The sequence below is a fragment of the Streptomyces sp. NPDC028907 genome (assembly GCF_055564995.1).
On sequence record NZ_JBVHVE010000007.1, the window covers coordinates 193,610 to 209,739 of the forward strand.

Sequence of the window (16,130 nt, forward strand, 5' to 3'; positions counted from 1 at the left end):
GCGTACGTCAAGGCATGCTCCTACTGGGCGCCGGGACGCACCAGCCCGCTCTCGTACGCGTACACGGCGGCCTGCACCCGGTCCCGCAACCCCAGCTTGGTGAGCACATGCCCCACATGCGTCTTCACCGTGGTCTCACTGACGAACAGATCCGCGGCGATCTCCGCGTTCGACAGACCCCGCGCCACCAGCTTCAGCACCTCCACCTCACGGTCGGTGAGCGTGTGCAGCGTGTCCGGGACCGGCTCGTCACCCGACGGCAGATGCGTCGCGTACTTGTCCAGCAGCCGACGCGTGATGCTCGGCGCGAGCATCGCCTCGCCGGCCGCGACCACACGGATCGCCTGCACCAGCTCGTTCGCCGGGGCGTCCTTCAACAGAAAACCGCTGGCCCCCGCCTTCAACGCCTCCACCACATATTCGTCGAGATCGAAAGTCGTCAGCACCAGCACCTTCGCCGGGCCGTCCCGCTCGGGCCCGGTGATCTGCCGGGTCGCCTCGACCCCGTCCATCCGAGGCATACGGATGTCCATCAGAACCACGTCGGGCTGCAGGGCCCGCACCTGGTCGAGAGCCTGAAGGCCGTCGCCGGCCTCGCCCACGACCGCGATGTCCTGCTCCGCCTCCAGAATCATCCGGAAGCCGGTACGCAGCAGCGGCTGGTCGTCGACCAGTAGGACGCGGATGGCCACGTAAGTCTCCTTCGCTAGTCCGGCCCCATTCTGCCCTGCGGGCCACCCTCAGACTCGCCCGCCCTGACCGGCAACGGGCCGGCCGCTCTCACCGGCAACGGATAAGGCGGGGGAGTGCCGCCGAATTCCGGGCAGTGCGCCTGGTGATCGCACCAGCCGCACAGCTTCGTCGGCCGGGGCCGCCACACCCCCGTCTCCGTCGCCTCCCGGATCGCCTCCCACAGCGCCAGCAGCTTGCGCTCGACCCGCTCCAGATCGGCGAGGACCGGGTCGTACGTCAACACGTCACCACTGCCGAGATAGACGAGCTGGAGCCGACGCGGGACCACCCGCTTCAGCCGCCACACGACGAGCGCGTAGAACTTCATCTGGAACAGCGCGCCCTCGGAGTACTCGGGCCGGGGCGCCTTGCCGGTCTTGTAGTCGACGATCCGCACCTCACCCGTTGGCGCCACGTCGACCCGGTCGATGATGCCGCGCAACCGCAGCCCCGAATCCAGCTCGGCCTCGACGAACAACTCACGCTCGGCGGGCTCCAGCCGGGTCGGATCCTCCAGCCCGAACCACCGCTCCACAAGCCGCTCCGCCTCCCCCAGCCACGCCGCCAGCCGCTCACCCTCCGGATCGTCCGCGAACAGCTCCACGACCTCCGGCCTGCTCTCCCGCAGCCGGTCCCACTGCCCCGGGATCAGCGACTTCGCGCGCGGCGCCGTCCGCTCGGCCGCCGGGGCGTCGAAGAGCCGCTCCAGCACCGCATGCACCAACGTGCCCTTCGTCGCCGCCGCACTCGGCTTCTCCGGCAGCCGGTCGATCACCCGGAACCGGTACAGCAGCGGACACTGCATGAAGTCACTCGCACGCGAGGGAGACAGCGACGTGGGCGGTATGACACGGACGGCGACGGCCGCATCACCCGCCGCGCCCGCACCCGCCGCAGGCACACCGGGCCCGACCGCAGCCACCGCCGTACTGTCCGCCCCCGCCGGGTACCCGTCCCCAACCGGCCCCGTGGCCGGCGCGCCATCACCGCCGCAGTCCGCCGCGGCACCCTCCGTGCTCGTCTCCATGCCCACAGACCTTACGGCCCGCCACTGACAGTGACCCAGCCCGGCCGTTACAGCCGGGACAGCCGGGGAAACAGAGAGGGGTGCCGGGGAGAAACACGCCGCGACGGCCGCATACCATCGACCCAGACCCATCCGCCCGGCAGGCGCGGACGACGCTTTGAACGAGGGGACACCGTGGACGAGAGCGGCGGGAGCGGGCAGCCGCGGTCCGGCACCGACGAGTCGACCGAGCGCCGATCGACCGAGCGCCGAACAGACCGTACGGCCCCGGCCACCGACCCCGCACGCCCCGACCCGACCCCGACCGCCGAACAGTCCCCGGACACCCGGCCCTCGGACACCGACCGGGACGACACCGACCGGGACGACACCGAGCACGAAGCCACCCAGCCGCCGCCCCCCGCCGAGGAACACCCCCAGGACGAGCCCCCGCGGGACCAGGACGGCGACAACACCACCACCGACGGTGAACCCCCCCAGCGGACACAAGGCACCCCGGTCAGCGACACCCCGGCCCCGCCGGGCCCCGACGACACCCCTCCCGACCCCACCACACCGGCGCCCTCCGACCCCCTGACCCAGCAGCCCCCCACCACGCCCTACCCCCACCACACCCCCGACCCCGACACCCACGACCGCACCCTCGCCCGCTCCGGCACCACGAAGAACCAGCCGCCCCAGCGCCCCCAGGAACCCCGAGGCGGCCTCCTCATGGGACGCCCCTTCGGCGTCCCCGTATACGTCGCCCCCAGCTGGTTCCTGGTCGCCGCCCTCATCACCTGGGTGTTCGGCGGACAACTCGACCGCGTCCTGCCCGAACTCGGCGCCGCCCGCTACCTCGTCTCCCTCTTCTTCGCCGTCGCCTTCTACGCCTCCGTCCTCGTCCACGAACTCGCGCACACCGTCGCCGCACTCCGCTTCAAGCTCCCCGTGCGCCGCATCCAGCTCCAGTTCTTCGGCGGAGTCTCCGAAATCGAGAAGGAAGCCGAGACACCCGGCCGCGAATTCGTCCTCGCCTTCGTCGGACCACTCCTCTCCCTCGTCCTCGCCGGCGTCTTCTACGCCGCCCTGCAGCCCGTCGAACCCGGCACCGTCCCCGGCGTCCTCCTGGCCGGCCTGATGATCTCCAACCTCATCGTCGCCGCCTTCAACCTGCTCCCCGGACTCCCCCTCGACGGCGGCCGCATGCTCCGCGCCATCGTCTGGAAGATCACCGGCAAACCCATGACCGGCACCATCGCCGCCGCCTGGGTCGGCCGCGCCCTCGCCGTCTCCGTCCTCATCGGCCTGCCCTGGCTCACCCAGTCCGGCGCCCTCGGCTCCGACGCCGTCGACAACGTCGGCATGGACACCGTCATGGACGCCCTGCTCGCCGCCATCCTCGCCGCGATCATCTGGACCGGCGCCGGCAACAGCCTGCGCATGGCCCGCCTGCGGGAACACCTCCCCGAACTGCGCGCCCGCACCCTCACCCGCCGCGCCGTCCCCGTCGAGACCGACACCCCCCTCTCCGAAGCCCTGCGCCGCGCAAACGCCGCCGGAGCCCGCGCCCTCGTCGTCGTCGACGCCGACGGCAACCCCCTCTCCCTCGTCCGCGAGGCCGCCATCGTCGGCGTACCCGAACACCGCCGCCCCTGGGTCCCCGTCAGCAGCCTCGCCCAGGACCTCACCGACGGCATGCGCGTCTCCGCCGAACTCGCCGGAGAAGACCTCCTGGACGCCCTCAGAGCCGCCCCCGCCACCGAGTACCTGGTCGTCGAGGAATCCGGCGAGATCTACGGCGTCCTGTCCGCCGCCGACGTCGAGCGCGCCTTCGTCAAGGCCATGGCAAGGCCGGCCTGAGCGCACCCACACCCTCAGTGGCCAAGCCCCCCGCCGGGAACCGGTAGGCTGTTCACATGTCCGAACCGACCGGTGCCGCCCGCAGGCGCGGGCCCTTCAAGGTCGGGGACCAGGTTCAGCTGACCGACCCCAAGGGCCGCCACTACACGTTCACGCTCGAAGCCGGAAAGAACTTCCACACCCACAAGGGTTCCTTCCCGCACGACGAACTGATCGGCGCACCCGAGGGCAGCGTTGTCCGCACCACCGGTAACGTCGCCTACCTCGCGCTGCGCCCCCTGCTCCCCGACTACGTCCTGTCCATGCCCCGAGGGGCAGCCGTCGTCTACCCGAAGGACGCGGGGCAGATCCTCGCCTTCGCCGACATCTTCCCCGGCGCACGCGTCGTCGAGGCCGGCGTCGGCTCCGGCTCGCTCAGCAGCTTCCTGCTGCGCGCCATCGGCGACCAGGGCATGCTGCACTCCTACGAGCGCCGCGAGGACTTCGCCGACATCGCCAAGCAGAACGTCGAGCGCTACTTCGGCGGCCCCCACCCCGCCTGGCAGCTCACCGTCGGCGACCTCCAGGACAACCTGAGCGACACCGACGTCGACCGCGTCATCCTCGACATGCTCGCCCCCTGGGAATGCCTCGAAGCCGTCTCCAAGGCGCTCGTCCCCGGCGGCATCGTCTGCTGCTACGTCGCCACCACCACCCAGCTCGCCCGGACCGTCGAGTCCATCCGCGAGATCGGCTCCTTCAACGAGCCGACCGCCTGGGAGACGATGATCCGCAACTGGCACATCGAAGGCCTCGCCGTCCGCCCCGACCACCGCATGATCGGCCACACCGGCTTCCTGCTCACCGCCCGCCGCCTCGCCGACGGAGTCGAACCGCCCATGCGCCGCCGACGCCCCGCCAAGGGCGCCTACGGCGAGGACTACGAAGGCCCCAACGCCGACGGCGGCTCCGGCCGCTGACACAGCCCCGCACCGCGAACAACGCACAAGCGCTGTGGTCGAGTTCCCGGAACACCACCGGGAACTCGACCACAGCGCCTTTCTGTTGACCCCCAGCGCCGACAACCCGCAAATCAGAACGTCGCACAACACCCCGCACGCCCCCGGCGCACCCCCGACCACCGCACACCGGCACCCGAATTCCACACCCCGCCGTTCCCCCGCACTGTGACGTGTGGCACCATGCTGGCCACCCCCACCGGCACAGCCCTCACAGGAGACGCTCCTAGTGCAGCAACCCGCCGTCCCGGAACTGGCACACACCCACACCCGCCCCATCCACTGGCTCGCCACCGCCACAGCGGTCGCCGGCGTCGTGGCCCTGTCCTCGGTCCTCCAACCCAACTCGGCCACAGCCGCCCAGAGCGCCGCCGGCCCGCAGACCGAACACGCCGCCCTCGCACCCCCCGACCCCACCGGCGACGACCTCCCGCTCGAATGCGGGCCCGTGAAAGCGATCGTGGTCAAGAAAGCCACCGGAGACCTCGACGGCGACGGCAACCCCGAAACCGTGGCCGTCGCGCACTGCGACGCCCCCATGGGCACCCCACCCGACGGCCTCTACGTCCTCACCCGAGCCACCGAGACCGCCACACCCCGCATCGTCGCCACCCTCATCGACCCCAAGGACAGCAACACCGTCAGCGACATCACCGTCCGCGACGGAGCCGTCATCGCCGACCTGCTCAGCTACTCCTCCGACGACGTACCCCGCTGCTGCCCCGACGTGAAGAACAGCGCGAAATGGCAGTGGAAGAACGGCACGTTCGTCCGCTCGACACCCGCCGGAGCCCACAGCGTCTGACCCACGCCACCAACACGTGTGAGAAATCAGACAGTCGTAACACCCCGCACACGCAAGGTCACTCCGCGTCCGGACCGAACACCTCGACCTTGTCCGAAACGCGACGTACATGGATGCACTCGCCCGGACACTCCTTCGCCGAATCCACCACATCCGTGAGAAGCGGCAACGGTACGGGCGTTGTCGCCCCCTCCACCTGCAACAGCTCGTCGTCCGCGCCCTTCACATAAGCCAGACCATCGATGTCCAGCTCGAACACCTCAGGCGCGTACTGGGCGCAGATACCGTCACCGGTACACAGAGCCTGGTCGATCCAGACCTCCAGCGCCACGCCATCGACCCCGGCCGCCTGCTCCACGCTCATCTCTCCTGCCATCCGCTTACGTCGAGCCGAACGGGAATCCGGCCAGCTCCGACGGGTGTTGAACGCTTCGAGCCTACCCGCGGCCGCTTTCCAATCATGTTCGGTGGGTATTCCCCTGGCGTGAGGGAGAGCGCAAGGGTGAAGATCGGACACACCCCGACAGTCTTTGTGATCTAGGGGTTTCAATCGACACCCACCCAGGTAGGGTCTGGAAGCGTCCAGCTCCCCTTGGAGGAGGTGAGGACCGTGGCAGCCCACGACGACGACATGAACCGCGGCATCCGCCCGGGACGAGGGTCCGACGACCCCGCCGGGCAGATCGCCTACCTTGAGCAGGAGATCGCCGTCCTGCGACGCAAGCTCGCCGACTCTCCGCGGCACACGAGGATTCTCGAAGAGCGGATCGTCGAGTTGCAGACCAACCTGGCCGGCGTGTCCGCACAGAACGAGCGACTCGCCAACACGCTCCGTGAGGCCCGCGACCAGATCGTGGCCCTCAAGGAAGAAGTCGACCGGCTCGCACAGCCACCGGCCGGCTTCGGTGTCTTCCTGCAGGCCAACGAGGACGGCACCGCCGACATCTTCACCGGAGGCCGCAAACTCCGCGTGAACGTCAGCCCGAGCGTCGAACTCGACGACCTCAGGCGCGGCCAGGAACTGATGCTCAACGAAGCACTCAACGTGGTCGAAGCCATGGAATTCGAACGCGTCGGGGACATCGTCACCCTCAAGGAAATCCTCGAGGACGGCGAGCGCGCCCTGGTGCTCGGGCACACCGACGAGGAACGGGTGGTACGGCTCGCCGAGCCGCTGCTGGACGTCACCATCCGCCCCGGCGACGCCCTCCTGCTCGAACCCCGCTCCGGCTACGTCTACGAGATCGTCCCCAAGAGCGAGGTCGAGGAACTCGTCCTCGAAGAAGTCCCCGACATCGGATACGAGCAGATCGGCGGCCTCGGCGGCCAGATCGAAATGATCCGCGACGCCGTCGAGCTGCCGTACCTCTACCCCGACCTGTTCAAGGAGCACGAACTGCGCCCACCCAAGGGCGTCCTGCTCTACGGACCCCCCGGATGCGGCAAGACACTCATCGCCAAGGCCGTCGCCAACTCGCTGGCCAAAAAGGTCGCCGAAGTCACCGGCCAGGCCCAGGGCAAGAGCTTCTTCCTCAACATCAAGGGCCCCGAGCTCCTCAACAAGTACGTCGGTGAGACCGAGCGGCAGATCCGCCTCGTCTTCCAGCGCGCACGTGAGAAGGCCAGCGAGGGTACTCCCGTCATCGTCTTCTTCGACGAGATGGAGTCCCTGTTCCGCACCCGCGGCTCCGGTGTCAGCTCGGACGTGGAGAACACCATCGTCCCGCAGCTCCTCGCCGAGATCGACGGCGTCGAAGGCCTGCAGAACGTGGTCGTCATCGGCGCCTCCAACCGCGAGGACATGATCGACCCCGCCATCCTGCGCCCCGGCCGCCTGGACGTGAAGATCAAAATCGAACGTCCGGACGCCGAAGCCGCCAAGGACATCTTCGGCAAGTACCTCACAGAACGCCTCCCCCTGCACTCCGAAGACCTCGGAGAACACGGAGGCAGCAAGGCGACCACGGTCCAGAGCATGATCCAGACCGCCGTCGAGCAGATGTACGCCGAATCCGAGGAAAACCGCTTCCTGGAAGTCACCTACGCCAACGGCGACAAGGAAGTCCTCTACTTCAAGGACTTCAACTCCGGCGCCATGATCGAAAACATCGTCGGCCGCGCCAAGAAGATGGCGATCAAGGACTTCCTCGAACACAACCAGAAGGGCCTCCGCGTCTCCCACCTCCTCCAGGCCTGCGTGGACGAGTTCAAGGAGAACGAGGACCTGCCCAACACCACCAACCCCGACGACTGGGCACGCATCTCCGGAAAGAAGGGCGAACGGATCGTCTACATCCGCACCCTCATCACCGGAAAGCAGGGCGCAGACACCGGACGCTCCATCGACACGGTGGCAAACACCGGACAGTACCTGTAAAAGACAGGGCGGCTGCGGGTGCCCCCACCGGGTACCCGCAGCCCACTGTTTTTCCGGCCACAGCCGCCACCAACGCGAGCAACGCAATGACGCAAATGATCTCCCCACCAGCGCAAAGGCGTTCTAGGCTCTTCCATACCGCCGAGTCGCGCAGTGCGGGGACGGGCACCGCACACGCACCGGAGCGCCAGCGGTACTTGAGCGGCACCCCCGACCGAGGGCGCCGCCGGGCAAGGAGGGCCGCATGACCGTACGGCGAGTAATGGGCATCGAGACGGAGTACGGGATCTCCGTCCCCGGCCACCCCAACGCCAATGCCATGCTCACCTCATCCCAGATCGTCAACGCCTACGCAGCGGCGATGCACCGGGCCCGACGAGCCCGCTGGGACTTCGAGGAGGAGAACCCCCTGCGCGACGCGCGAGGCTTCGACCTCGCCCGCGAGGCCGCCGACTCCAGCCAGCTCACCGACGAGGACATCGGCCTCGCCAACGTCATCCTCACCAACGGCGCGCGCCTCTACGTCGACCACGCACACCCCGAATACAGCGCACCCGAAGTCACCAACCCCCGCGACGCCGTCCTGTGGGACAAAGCCGGCGAGCGCATCATGGCCGAAGCCGCCGAACGAGCCGCACAGCTCCCCGGCGCCCAGCCGATCCACCTCTACAAGAACAACACCGACAACAAGGGCGCCTCCTACGGCACGCACGAGAACTACCTCATGAAGCGGGAAACCCCCTTCTCAGACATCGTGCGCCACCTCACCCCCTTCTTCGTCTCCCGCCAGGTCGTCACCGGAGCAGGCCGCGTCGGCATCGGCCAGGACGGCCACGAACACGGCTTCCAGCTCAGCCAGCGCGCCGACTACTTCGAAGTCGAGGTAGGCCTGGAAACCACCCTCAAGCGCCCGATCATCAACACCCGAGACGAACCACACGCCGACGCGGAGAAATACCGCCGCCTCCACGTGATCATCGGCGACGCGAACCTGTCGGAGATCTCGACCTACCTCAAGCTAGGCACGACAGCCCTCGTCCTCTCCATGATCGAAGACGGCTTCATCGCCGTCGACCTCGCCGTCGACCAGCCCGTCCGCACCCTCCACCAGGTCTCCCACGACCCATCACTCCAACGGCTCATCACACTCCGCAGCGGCCGCACACTCACCGCCGTCCAGCTCCAAATGGAGTACTACGAGCTGTCCCGCAAATACGTGGAGGAGCGCTTCGGCGCCGACGCCGACGAACAGACCAAGGACGTCCTCACCCGCTGGGAAGACACCCTCAACCGCCTCGAACGAGACCCCATGAGCCTCGCCGGCGAACTCGACTGGGTCGCCAAACGCGAACTCATGGAAGGCTACCGACGCCGCGACGACCTCGACTGGGACGCCGCCAAGCTCCACCTCCTCGACCTCCAGTACGCCGACGTACGCCCCGAAAAGGGCCTCTACAACCGCCTCGCCGCCCGAGGCCGCATGAAGCGCCTCATGGCCGACGAAGCCGTCGAGCGAGCCAAGACCACGCCCCCGGAGGACACCCGCGCCTACTTCCGCGGCCGCTGCCTCGAGCAGTACGCCGACGACGTCGCCGCCGCCTCCTGGGACTCGGTCATCTTCGACCTCCCCGGCCGCGACTCCCTCCAACGCGTTCCAACCCTCGAACCCCTTCGCGGAACGCGAAATCACGTCAAGGAGCTCCTGGACCGCTGTCGCACGGCAGAAGACCTGGTCAGGGTCCTGTCAGGCAACTGAGGGATACACGAACGACACCGACCGGACGTCGGCCGAACAGGGTGGAAAACCCGGCGTCCGGGAATCATCGAGATGGCCCCCGTACGTTGGAGAAACTGCGGGGCCGATGTCAGACCCGGCTTGTAGGGTCTGATCATCACCGATCGGCAGGAAAGCCGACCTGCCGACCATGTCGGGCGAACTGAGCGGGGTGAGGGATATGGCAACCAAGGACACCGGCGGCGGACAGCAGAAGGCCACGCGCTCTACCGAGGAGGTCGAGGAGCAGGCGACTGAGGCGCAGGCTTCTGAGGACCTCAAGGAGCGACAGGAGAAGCTGAGCGACGACGTCGACTCGGTTCTGGACGAGATTGACGATGTCCTCGAGGAGAATGCAGAGGACTTCGTCCGTAGTTTCGTTCAGAAGGGCGGCGAGTAACCTTCGAATCTAAGGTGTCGGGGGCCCTTCGAGGTGGCAAGCGAAGAGGGAGTGAAGCGTTGCTCGCGGTGCAAGGAGTCCAAGCCGCGGGCAGCCTTCGCCAGTAACAGGGCGGCTCGTGACGGGTTGCAGGCCTACTGTCGAGAGTGCTGGGCGGGGTATCACCAGGCTCGTCAGCTGGCCAAGGGAAAGAACGTACGGCCTCGCGTGGAGACACCCGAGGGTCACAAGTTTTGTCGTAGCTGCGGTGAGATCAAGCCGCACAGTGAGTGGCATCGCAACGCAACAGCCAGCGATGGCCTCTCGACTAGTTGTAAAGCCTGTCGGGCGGCCAAAAGTCGCGCGCGTCACTTGCAGCGCCACTACGGCCTCACCGAAGCCGAACGCGACGAGATGGTCGCCTCTCAGATGGGGCTCTGTGTGATCTGTCTGAAGGCTCCGGCCGTACATGTGGATCACTGCCACAAGACGGGTAGGGTCCGTGGCGTACTGTGCTTCAACTGCAATTCGGCCATCGGCAAGTTGGGAGACGATCCCGACGCCGTCCGCCGGGCCGCCGCTTACTTGGAAGGAATCGCGTGGAAGCCAACACTCGTAGCACCGGGCGTCTACCAGCTGCCTTCCTGACGCCTGGGTCGTCCTCGTTCATGGACTTTCTCTCGGAGCACCAGCCGGAGATGCTGCCCGGTAACCGTCAACTCCCGCCGACGCAGGGTGTGATCGAGGCGCCGCACGGCACGACGATCGTGGCGGTGACGTTCCCTGGGGGTGTCGTCCTCGCCGGTGACCGGCGGGCCACTATGGGTAACGTCATCGCGCAGCGGGACATCGAGAAGGTGTTCCCGGCGGACGAGTACTCGGCGGTGGGTATCGCGGGTACGGCCGGTCTGGCGGTCGAGATGGTGAAGCTGTTCCAGTTGGAGCTGGAGCACTTCGAGAAGGTAGAGGGTGCGCAGCTGTCCCTCGAAGGTAAGGCGAACCGGTTGTCGACCATGATCCGGTCGAATCTGGGGATGGCGATGCAGGGGTTGGCCGTCGTTCCGCTGTTCGCGGGGTATGACGTCGATCGGGAGAAGGGGCGGATCTTCTCCTACGACGTGACCGGTGGTCGTTCCGAGGAGCAGGGGTATGCCGCCACTGGCTCCGGTTCGATCTTCGCGCGTGGTGCGATGAAGAAGCTGTTCCGTGCTGACCTCACCGAGGCCGAGGCCACGACGCTTGTGGTGCAGGCCCTGTATGACGCGGCTGACGACGACTCGGCGACCGGTGGTCCCGATGTCGCCCGCCGGATCTATCCGATCGTCACGGTGATCACTGACGATGGTTTCCGCCGGCTCGGTGATGAGGAGTCCTCTGAGATCGCTCGTTCCATTCTGGAGCGGCGTCTGGAGCAGCCTGACGGCCCGCGGGCCGCGCTGCTGTAGCGGCGGGGTTCGGTCTTTTCTAGGTGATCCTGTGACTTCGACAGAAAGGGACGGATAACCGGTGTCGACGCCGTTCTATGTCTCCCCCCAGCAGGCCATGGCCGACCGGGCGGAGTACGCCCGTAAGGGCATCGCGCGTGGTCGCAGCCTGGTTGTGCTGCAGTATGCCGATGGCATCGTGTTCGTCGGTGAGAACCCGTCCCGTGCGTTGCACAAGTTCAGTGAGATCTATGACCGGATCGGTTTCGCGGCCGCCGGTAAGTACAACGAGTACGAGAATCTGCGGATCGGTGGGGTGCGGTATGCCGATCTTCGTGGTTACACCTATGACCGTGATGATGTGACGGCTCGTGGTCTGGCGAACGTGTATGCGCAGACGCTGGGCACGATCTTCTCTTCGGCGGCGGAGAAGCCGTATGAGGTGGAGCTGGTTGTCGCGGAGGTGGGTGAGACGCCTGAGGGTGACCAGATCTATCGGTTGCCGCATGACGGTTCGATCGTGGATGAGCACGGTTCGGTGGCGGTCGGTGGTAATGCCGAGTTGATCAGTAATTTCCTTGATCAGCGGCATCAGGACGGGATGAGTCTGGCCGAGGCCCTGAAGCTGGCTGTGCAGGCTCTGTCGCGTGAGTCGAACGGTACGCAGCGGGAGATTCCCGCGGAGCGGCTCGAGGTCGCGGTGTTGGACCGTACGCGTCCGCAGTCGCGGAAGTTCAAGCGGATTGTCGGTCGTCAGCTGGCGCGGTTGCTGGAGGCCAATGGTGCGTCCACTGAGGCCGAGAGTGCGGAGAACGGGGAGGACTCCGAGGAGTCCGGCAGCTCCGAGGAGTAGTCCCCAGTCCGTCTCGTCTACGCCTGTGCCCTGGCCGAGTCGCTCGGCCGGGGCACAGGCGTTTCCGCGTGGCCCTAAGCCCCGCTGGGCGGCGCTGTGGAGCCTCGGACGACGAGCTCGACGGGAATGTCGCCCTCCTCGGGTTCGCGGCCTTCCAGGACCGCCAGGAGGGCTTGCATGCCGCGTTCTCCGAAGAGTTCGGCGTCGAGTCGGACGGTGGTGAGTTCGGGGTCGATGGCGGTGGCGAGGGCGAGGTCGTCGAGGCCGGTGACGGAGAGGTCGTCGGGGATGCGCAGGCCGAGGCGGCGGGCGGCCTTGTAGGCGCCGGCGGCGAGTTTGTCGTCGTCGCAGATGACGGCGGTGGGGCGGGGGCCCGGTGCGGAGAGTGCGGTTTCGGCGGCGGTGCGGGCGTCGTCGATGGAGATGGGTGCGGGGGCGGTGATCAGGGAGGTGCCGGGGGTTTCTGCTAGTCGTGTGGCGAGTTCGTGGGCGCGTGCTTCGAAGGTCCAGGAGGCGATGTCGGCGGCGAGGTGGAGGAAGCGGCGGTGGCCGAGGGTCAGTAGGTGGTCGGTGACCTGGCGGATGCCGTCGGTGATGTCGAGGTTGACGGTGGTGGCGCCGTGGCTGCCCGCGGGGTCGCTGTCGAGCATGACGAGGGGGAGTTGGTCGCCGCGGATGGCGGTGAGGGCGTCGGCGGCCATGGAGGAGGCGATGACGCCGTCGAGGGCTGCTTGGGCGGAGGCGAAGGGGTCGCGGGCGGGGCCGATGCCTTCGGGGGAGGGGTAGAGGACGACGCCGAAGCCGTGTTGTGCGGCGATGCGGGCGGCGCCGGTGTAGACGCCGGCGAAGAATTCGGTGGTGAGGGCGGGGACGACGAGCAGGACGGTGCGTGTGTGGCCGAGGCGTAGGTTGCGGGCGGCGAGGTTGGGGCGGTAGCCGAGTTCGCGGGCGGCTTGGCGGACGCGTTCGGCGGTGGTTTCGGAGACGCGTCCGCGCCATTTGTCGCCGAGTACGAGGGATACCGCGGCCTGGGAGACGCCTGCTGCTTGGGCCACGTCTCGGCTGGTGGGGCGAGTGCTGCCGGGTGCCACCGTCCGCCTGCTCCTTCGTCTGGACTCGTGAACAGCGCACATGGTACGTATGACGGAGGACGTTATACGTAAAACTTCTGCGGAGGGCGGCGCGGCTGATGACGGGCGCATACCTGGAGGTCCTCAGGGCGAGGCATGCCACCCGGCTGCTCGCGGGCACGCTCATAGGTCGGCTGCCGAACGCGGTGGCGGCGCTGGCGATCGTGCTGTTCGTGCGTGCGGAGGGGGGTTCGTACAGTCTGGCCGGGGGTCTGGCGGCGGTGTACGGGGTCGCCAACGCGGTGGGTCAGCCGGTGCTGGGGCGGCTGGTGGATCTGTACGGGCAGCCGCGGGTGCAGTTGCCGGCGGCGGTGGCTTCGGCTGTGGCGATGGCCGGGTTCGCTTTCGTGGGTACGGGGTCGCTGCCGCTGGCGTATGCGGCTGTGGCGGCCTCGGGGTTGTTCACGCCGCCGTTGGAGGGTGGTCTCCGGGCGTTGTGGTCGTCGGTTCTCCACAAGGAGGGCCAGGTGCACACGGCGTACGCGATGGACGCGGTGGCGCAGGAGGTCATGTTCACGATCGGCCCGTTGCTGCTGACGCTGTGTGCGTCGCTGTGGTCGGCGCAGGCTGCGCTGCTGGTGCTGAATGTGATCGGGGTGCTGGGTGCGCTGTCGGTGGTGGTGTCGCCGCCTTCGCGTGCGTGGCGTTCGGAGCCGCGTGAGGCGCACTGGCTGGGGGCGCTGCGTTCGTCGGGGCTGCTGGCGCTGCTGGCGGCGTTCCTGTTCATCGGGATGGCGCTGGGGTCGATCGCGGTGGCGGCGGTGTCGTACGCGGACGACAACGGCGGTGATGTGGTGTACGGCTGGCTGATGGCGGGCGTGGGGCTGGGTGCGCTGGTCGGTGGTGTGGTGTACGGGGCGCGGCAGTGGGCCGGTGAGCCGGCGCGGCGACTGCGGTTGCTGGTGGCGCTTCTGGCGGTGTGTTATCTGCCGTTGATGCTGATGCCGGGTGTGGTGGCGATGACGTTGCTGGCGGTGGTGGCGGGGGTGTTCCTGGCGCCGTGTATCGCTTGTGCGTTCGTGCTCGTGGATCGGCATGCGCCGCGGGGGACGGTCACGGAGGCGTTCTCGTGGCTGGTGACGACGTTCACCGTGGGCGCGTCGGTGGGAACGGGCCTGGCGGGGCCGGTCGTCGAGGCGGGCGGGGCGCTGTGGGGGTTCGCCGTGCCGGGCGCGGCGGGGGCGGTGTCGTTGCTGGTCCTGCTGGCCACGGGGCGGGTCCTCGCAGCTCCCGCCAGGGGTGCGGTGGTTGCGGCTTCATCGGAAAATGATCCAAACCGTGCTGTCGAACCCCGTTTCAGCTCGGGGGATCGGGCGTAATGTTCAGTCATGGACCGCCGCATTTTCGGGCTGGAGAACGAGTACGGCGTCACGTGCACGTTCAGGGGACAGCGCCGCCTGTCGCCTGACGAGGTGGCGCGGTACCTCTTCCGCCGTGTCGTGTCATGGGGCCGTAGCAGCAATGTCTTCCTGCGGAACGGCGCCCGCCTCTATCTCGACGTGGGATCGCATCCGGAATACGCGACACCGGAATGCGACAACGTGACCGAACTGGTCACCCACGACAAAGCAGGCGAGCGCATTCTCGAAGGACTCCTGGTGGACGCCGAACGACGCCTGCACGAGGAGGGAATCGCGGGCGACGTCTACCTCTTCAAGAACAACACCGACTCGGCGGGCAACTCGTACGGATGCCATGAGAACTATCTGGTGGCACGCCATGGCGAGTTCTCCCGGCTCGCGGACATCCTCATCCCGTTCCTGGTCACCCGGCAGCTGCTGTGCGGTGCCGGGAAGGTGCTCCAGACGCCGCGTGGCGCGGTGTACTGCGTCAGTCAGCGGGCGGAGCACATCTGGGAGGGCGTCTCGTCGGCGACGACGCGTTCCCGGCCGATCATCAACACGCGTGACGAGCCGCACGCGGATGCCGAGCGTTACCGTCGTCTGCATGTGATCGTGGGCGACTCGAACATGTCCGAGACGACCATGCTGCTGAAGGTCGGTGCGACCGATCTGGTGCTGCGGATGATCGAGGCGGGCACGGTGATGCGGGATCTGACCCTGGAGAACCCGATCCGGGCGATCCGCGAGGTCAGCCATGACATCACCGGTCGGCGCAAGGTGCGCCTGGCCAGCGGCCGGGAGGCGTCGGCGCTGGAGGTGCAGCGCGAGTACTACGAGAAGGCCGTGGACTTCTGTGAGCGCCGCGGTATTCGTACGGGCACGGTCGAGCAGGTCCTGGAGCTGTGGGGCCGCACGCTGGACGCGATCGAGGCGGAGGACCTCGACCGGATCGGTACCGAGATCGACTGGGTCATGAAGTACAAGCTGATCGAGCGGTACCGGGCCAAGCACAACATGACCATGTCGCATCCGCGGGTCGCGCAGATAGACCTCGCGTACCACGACATCCACCGTCGTCGGGGTCTGTACTACCTGCTGGAGAAGAAGGGGCAAGCCGCCCGTATCTGCAACGACTTGAAGATCTTCGAGGGCAAGTCTGTTCCGCCGCAGACGACTCGGGCCCGGCTGCGCGGTGATTTCATCCGCAGGGCTCAGGAACAGCGTCGGGACTTCACCGTCGACTGGGTTCATCTCAAGCTCAACGACCAGGCGCAGCGCACGGTCTTGTGCAAGGACCCGTTCCGTTCGGTGGACGACCGGGTGGAGAAACTCATCGCCGGTATGTGAGCGTCGGGTTCCGGCAGGTTTTCCGGAGCGCAACGCGGGCGCCGTACGTTTCCCGTACGGCGCCCTTCTCACGCCGTAGAGTTGCGCGCACGCCATCCA

Annotated in this window: 15 protein-coding genes; 11 read left to right on the plus strand and 4 right to left on the minus strand. The window is 67.6% G+C overall.

The window, feature by feature from the left end; translation table 11 throughout:
- Positions 1-20 precede the first annotated feature (20 nt).
- On the minus strand, positions 21-692 hold the full coding sequence (locus ACZ4UU_RS22980; protein ID WP_085572980.1) for a response regulator: 672 nt from the start codon (positions 690-692) through the stop codon (positions 21-23).
- Between the two features lie 14 nt (positions 693-706).
- The gene (locus tag ACZ4UU_RS22985; RefSeq protein ID WP_471905263.1) at positions 707-1,759 is read right to left on the minus strand and encodes a RecB family exonuclease; all 1,053 of its coding nucleotides are present in this window, start codon (positions 1,757-1,759) and stop codon (positions 707-709) included.
- Between the two features lie 174 nt (positions 1,760-1,933).
- Between ACZ4UU_RS22985 and ACZ4UU_RS22990 the strand changes: the two genes are divergently transcribed.
- The 3 genes from ACZ4UU_RS22990 (at position 1,934) to ACZ4UU_RS23000 (ending at position 5,404) form a co-directional block, all read left to right on the plus strand.
- A complete protein-coding gene (locus ACZ4UU_RS22990; RefSeq protein WP_471905264.1) occupies positions 1,934-3,601 on the plus strand; it encodes a site-2 protease family protein in 1,668 nt (555 codons plus the stop codon).
- 56 nt (positions 3,602-3,657) lie between these two features.
- Positions 3,658-4,560: a tRNA (adenine-N1)-methyltransferase gene (locus tag ACZ4UU_RS22995; RefSeq protein ID WP_471905265.1), complete on the plus strand. Its 903-nt coding sequence runs from the start codon at positions 3,658-3,660 to the stop codon at positions 4,558-4,560.
- 268 nt (positions 4,561-4,828) lie between these two features.
- Entirely contained in the window at positions 4,829-5,404 is a 576-nt protein-coding gene (locus tag ACZ4UU_RS23000; protein ID WP_471905266.1) for a hypothetical protein, read from the plus strand.
- A 58-nt stretch (positions 5,405-5,462) separates the two neighbouring features.
- Here ACZ4UU_RS23000 and ACZ4UU_RS23005 read toward each other — a convergent pair whose 3' ends face one another.
- Positions 5,463-5,768 (minus strand): ferredoxin, encoded by a 306-nt coding sequence (locus ACZ4UU_RS23005; protein WP_383450044.1) that lies wholly within the window; start codon positions 5,766-5,768, stop codon positions 5,463-5,465.
- A gap of 246 nt (positions 5,769-6,014) precedes the next feature.
- Between ACZ4UU_RS23005 and arc the strand changes: the two genes are divergently transcribed.
- The 6 genes from arc to prcA all read left to right on the plus strand — a co-directional run bounded on the left by arc (position 6,015) and on the right by prcA (position 12,211).
- Positions 6,015-7,781, plus strand: a complete 1,767-nt coding sequence (gene arc / locus ACZ4UU_RS23010; RefSeq protein WP_234764746.1) for a proteasome ATPase — start codon at positions 6,015-6,017, stop codon at positions 7,779-7,781.
- A 244-nt stretch (positions 7,782-8,025) separates the two neighbouring features.
- The gene (gene dop, locus ACZ4UU_RS23015; RefSeq protein WP_471905267.1) at positions 8,026-9,537 is read left to right on the plus strand and encodes a depupylase/deamidase Dop; all 1,512 of its coding nucleotides are present in this window, start codon (positions 8,026-8,028) and stop codon (positions 9,535-9,537) included.
- A 199-nt stretch (positions 9,538-9,736) separates the two neighbouring features.
- On the plus strand, positions 9,737-9,955 hold the full coding sequence (locus ACZ4UU_RS23020; protein ID WP_471905268.1) for a ubiquitin-like protein Pup: 219 nt from the start codon (positions 9,737-9,739) through the stop codon (positions 9,953-9,955).
- Positions 9,956-9,988: 33 nt separating this feature from the next.
- A complete protein-coding gene (locus ACZ4UU_RS23025) occupies positions 9,989-10,582 on the plus strand; it encodes an endonuclease VII domain-containing protein (protein WP_471905269.1) in 594 nt (197 codons plus the stop codon).
- A complete protein-coding gene (prcB, locus tag ACZ4UU_RS23030) occupies positions 10,534-11,379 on the plus strand; it encodes a proteasome subunit beta (protein ID WP_030053349.1) in 846 nt (281 codons plus the stop codon). The genes ACZ4UU_RS23025 and prcB overlap by 49 nt, the downstream gene beginning before the upstream one ends.
- Before the next feature lie 61 nt (positions 11,380-11,440).
- Positions 11,441-12,211, plus strand: coding sequence for a proteasome subunit alpha (gene prcA, locus ACZ4UU_RS23035; protein ID WP_234764748.1), 771 nt, complete (start codon positions 11,441-11,443; stop codon positions 12,209-12,211).
- 74 nt (positions 12,212-12,285) lie between these two features.
- Here prcA and ACZ4UU_RS23040 read toward each other — a convergent pair whose 3' ends face one another.
- Entirely contained in the window at positions 12,286-13,344 is a 1,059-nt protein-coding gene (locus ACZ4UU_RS23040; RefSeq protein WP_471905270.1) for a LacI family DNA-binding transcriptional regulator, read from the minus strand.
- A gap of 56 nt (positions 13,345-13,400) precedes the next feature.
- On the opposite strand from ACZ4UU_RS23040, the gene ACZ4UU_RS23045 reads away from it, so the two are divergent.
- Together ACZ4UU_RS23045 and pafA are read left to right on the plus strand one after the other, a co-directional pair.
- Positions 13,401-14,660, plus strand: a complete 1,260-nt coding sequence (locus ACZ4UU_RS23045; RefSeq protein WP_471905271.1) for an MFS transporter — start codon at positions 13,401-13,403, stop codon at positions 14,658-14,660.
- Between the two features lie 9 nt (positions 14,661-14,669).
- Complete coding sequence (gene pafA / locus ACZ4UU_RS23050; RefSeq protein WP_028801611.1) at positions 14,670-16,031, plus strand: Pup--protein ligase; 1,362 nt, start codon at positions 14,670-14,672, stop codon at positions 16,029-16,031.
- The last annotated feature ends 99 nt before the right edge of the window (positions 16,032-16,130 follow it).

Coding starts and splice junctions, on each gene's coding strand:
- ACZ4UU_RS23020 (WP_471905268.1), top strand. CDS start 9,737: ATGGCAACCAAGGACACCGGCGGCGGACAGCAGAAGGCCACGCGCTCT.
- ACZ4UU_RS23005 (WP_383450044.1), bottom strand. CDS start 5,768: ATGAGCGTGGAGCAGGCGGCCGGGGTCGATGGCGTGGCGCTGGAGGTC.
- dop (WP_471905267.1), top strand. CDS start 8,026: ATGACCGTACGGCGAGTAATGGGCATCGAGACGGAGTACGGGATCTCC.
- ACZ4UU_RS22985 (WP_471905263.1), bottom strand. CDS start 1,759: ATGGAGACGAGCACGGAGGGTGCCGCGGCGGACTGCGGCGGTGATGGC.
- pafA (WP_028801611.1), top strand. CDS start 14,670: ATGGACCGCCGCATTTTCGGGCTGGAGAACGAGTACGGCGTCACGTGC.
- ACZ4UU_RS23040 (WP_471905270.1), bottom strand. CDS start 13,344: ATGTGCGCTGTTCACGAGTCCAGACGAAGGAGCAGGCGGACGGTGGCA.
- ACZ4UU_RS23045 (WP_471905271.1), top strand. CDS start 13,401: ATGACGGGCGCATACCTGGAGGTCCTCAGGGCGAGGCATGCCACCCGG.
- ACZ4UU_RS22995 (WP_471905265.1), top strand. CDS start 3,658: ATGTCCGAACCGACCGGTGCCGCCCGCAGGCGCGGGCCCTTCAAGGTC.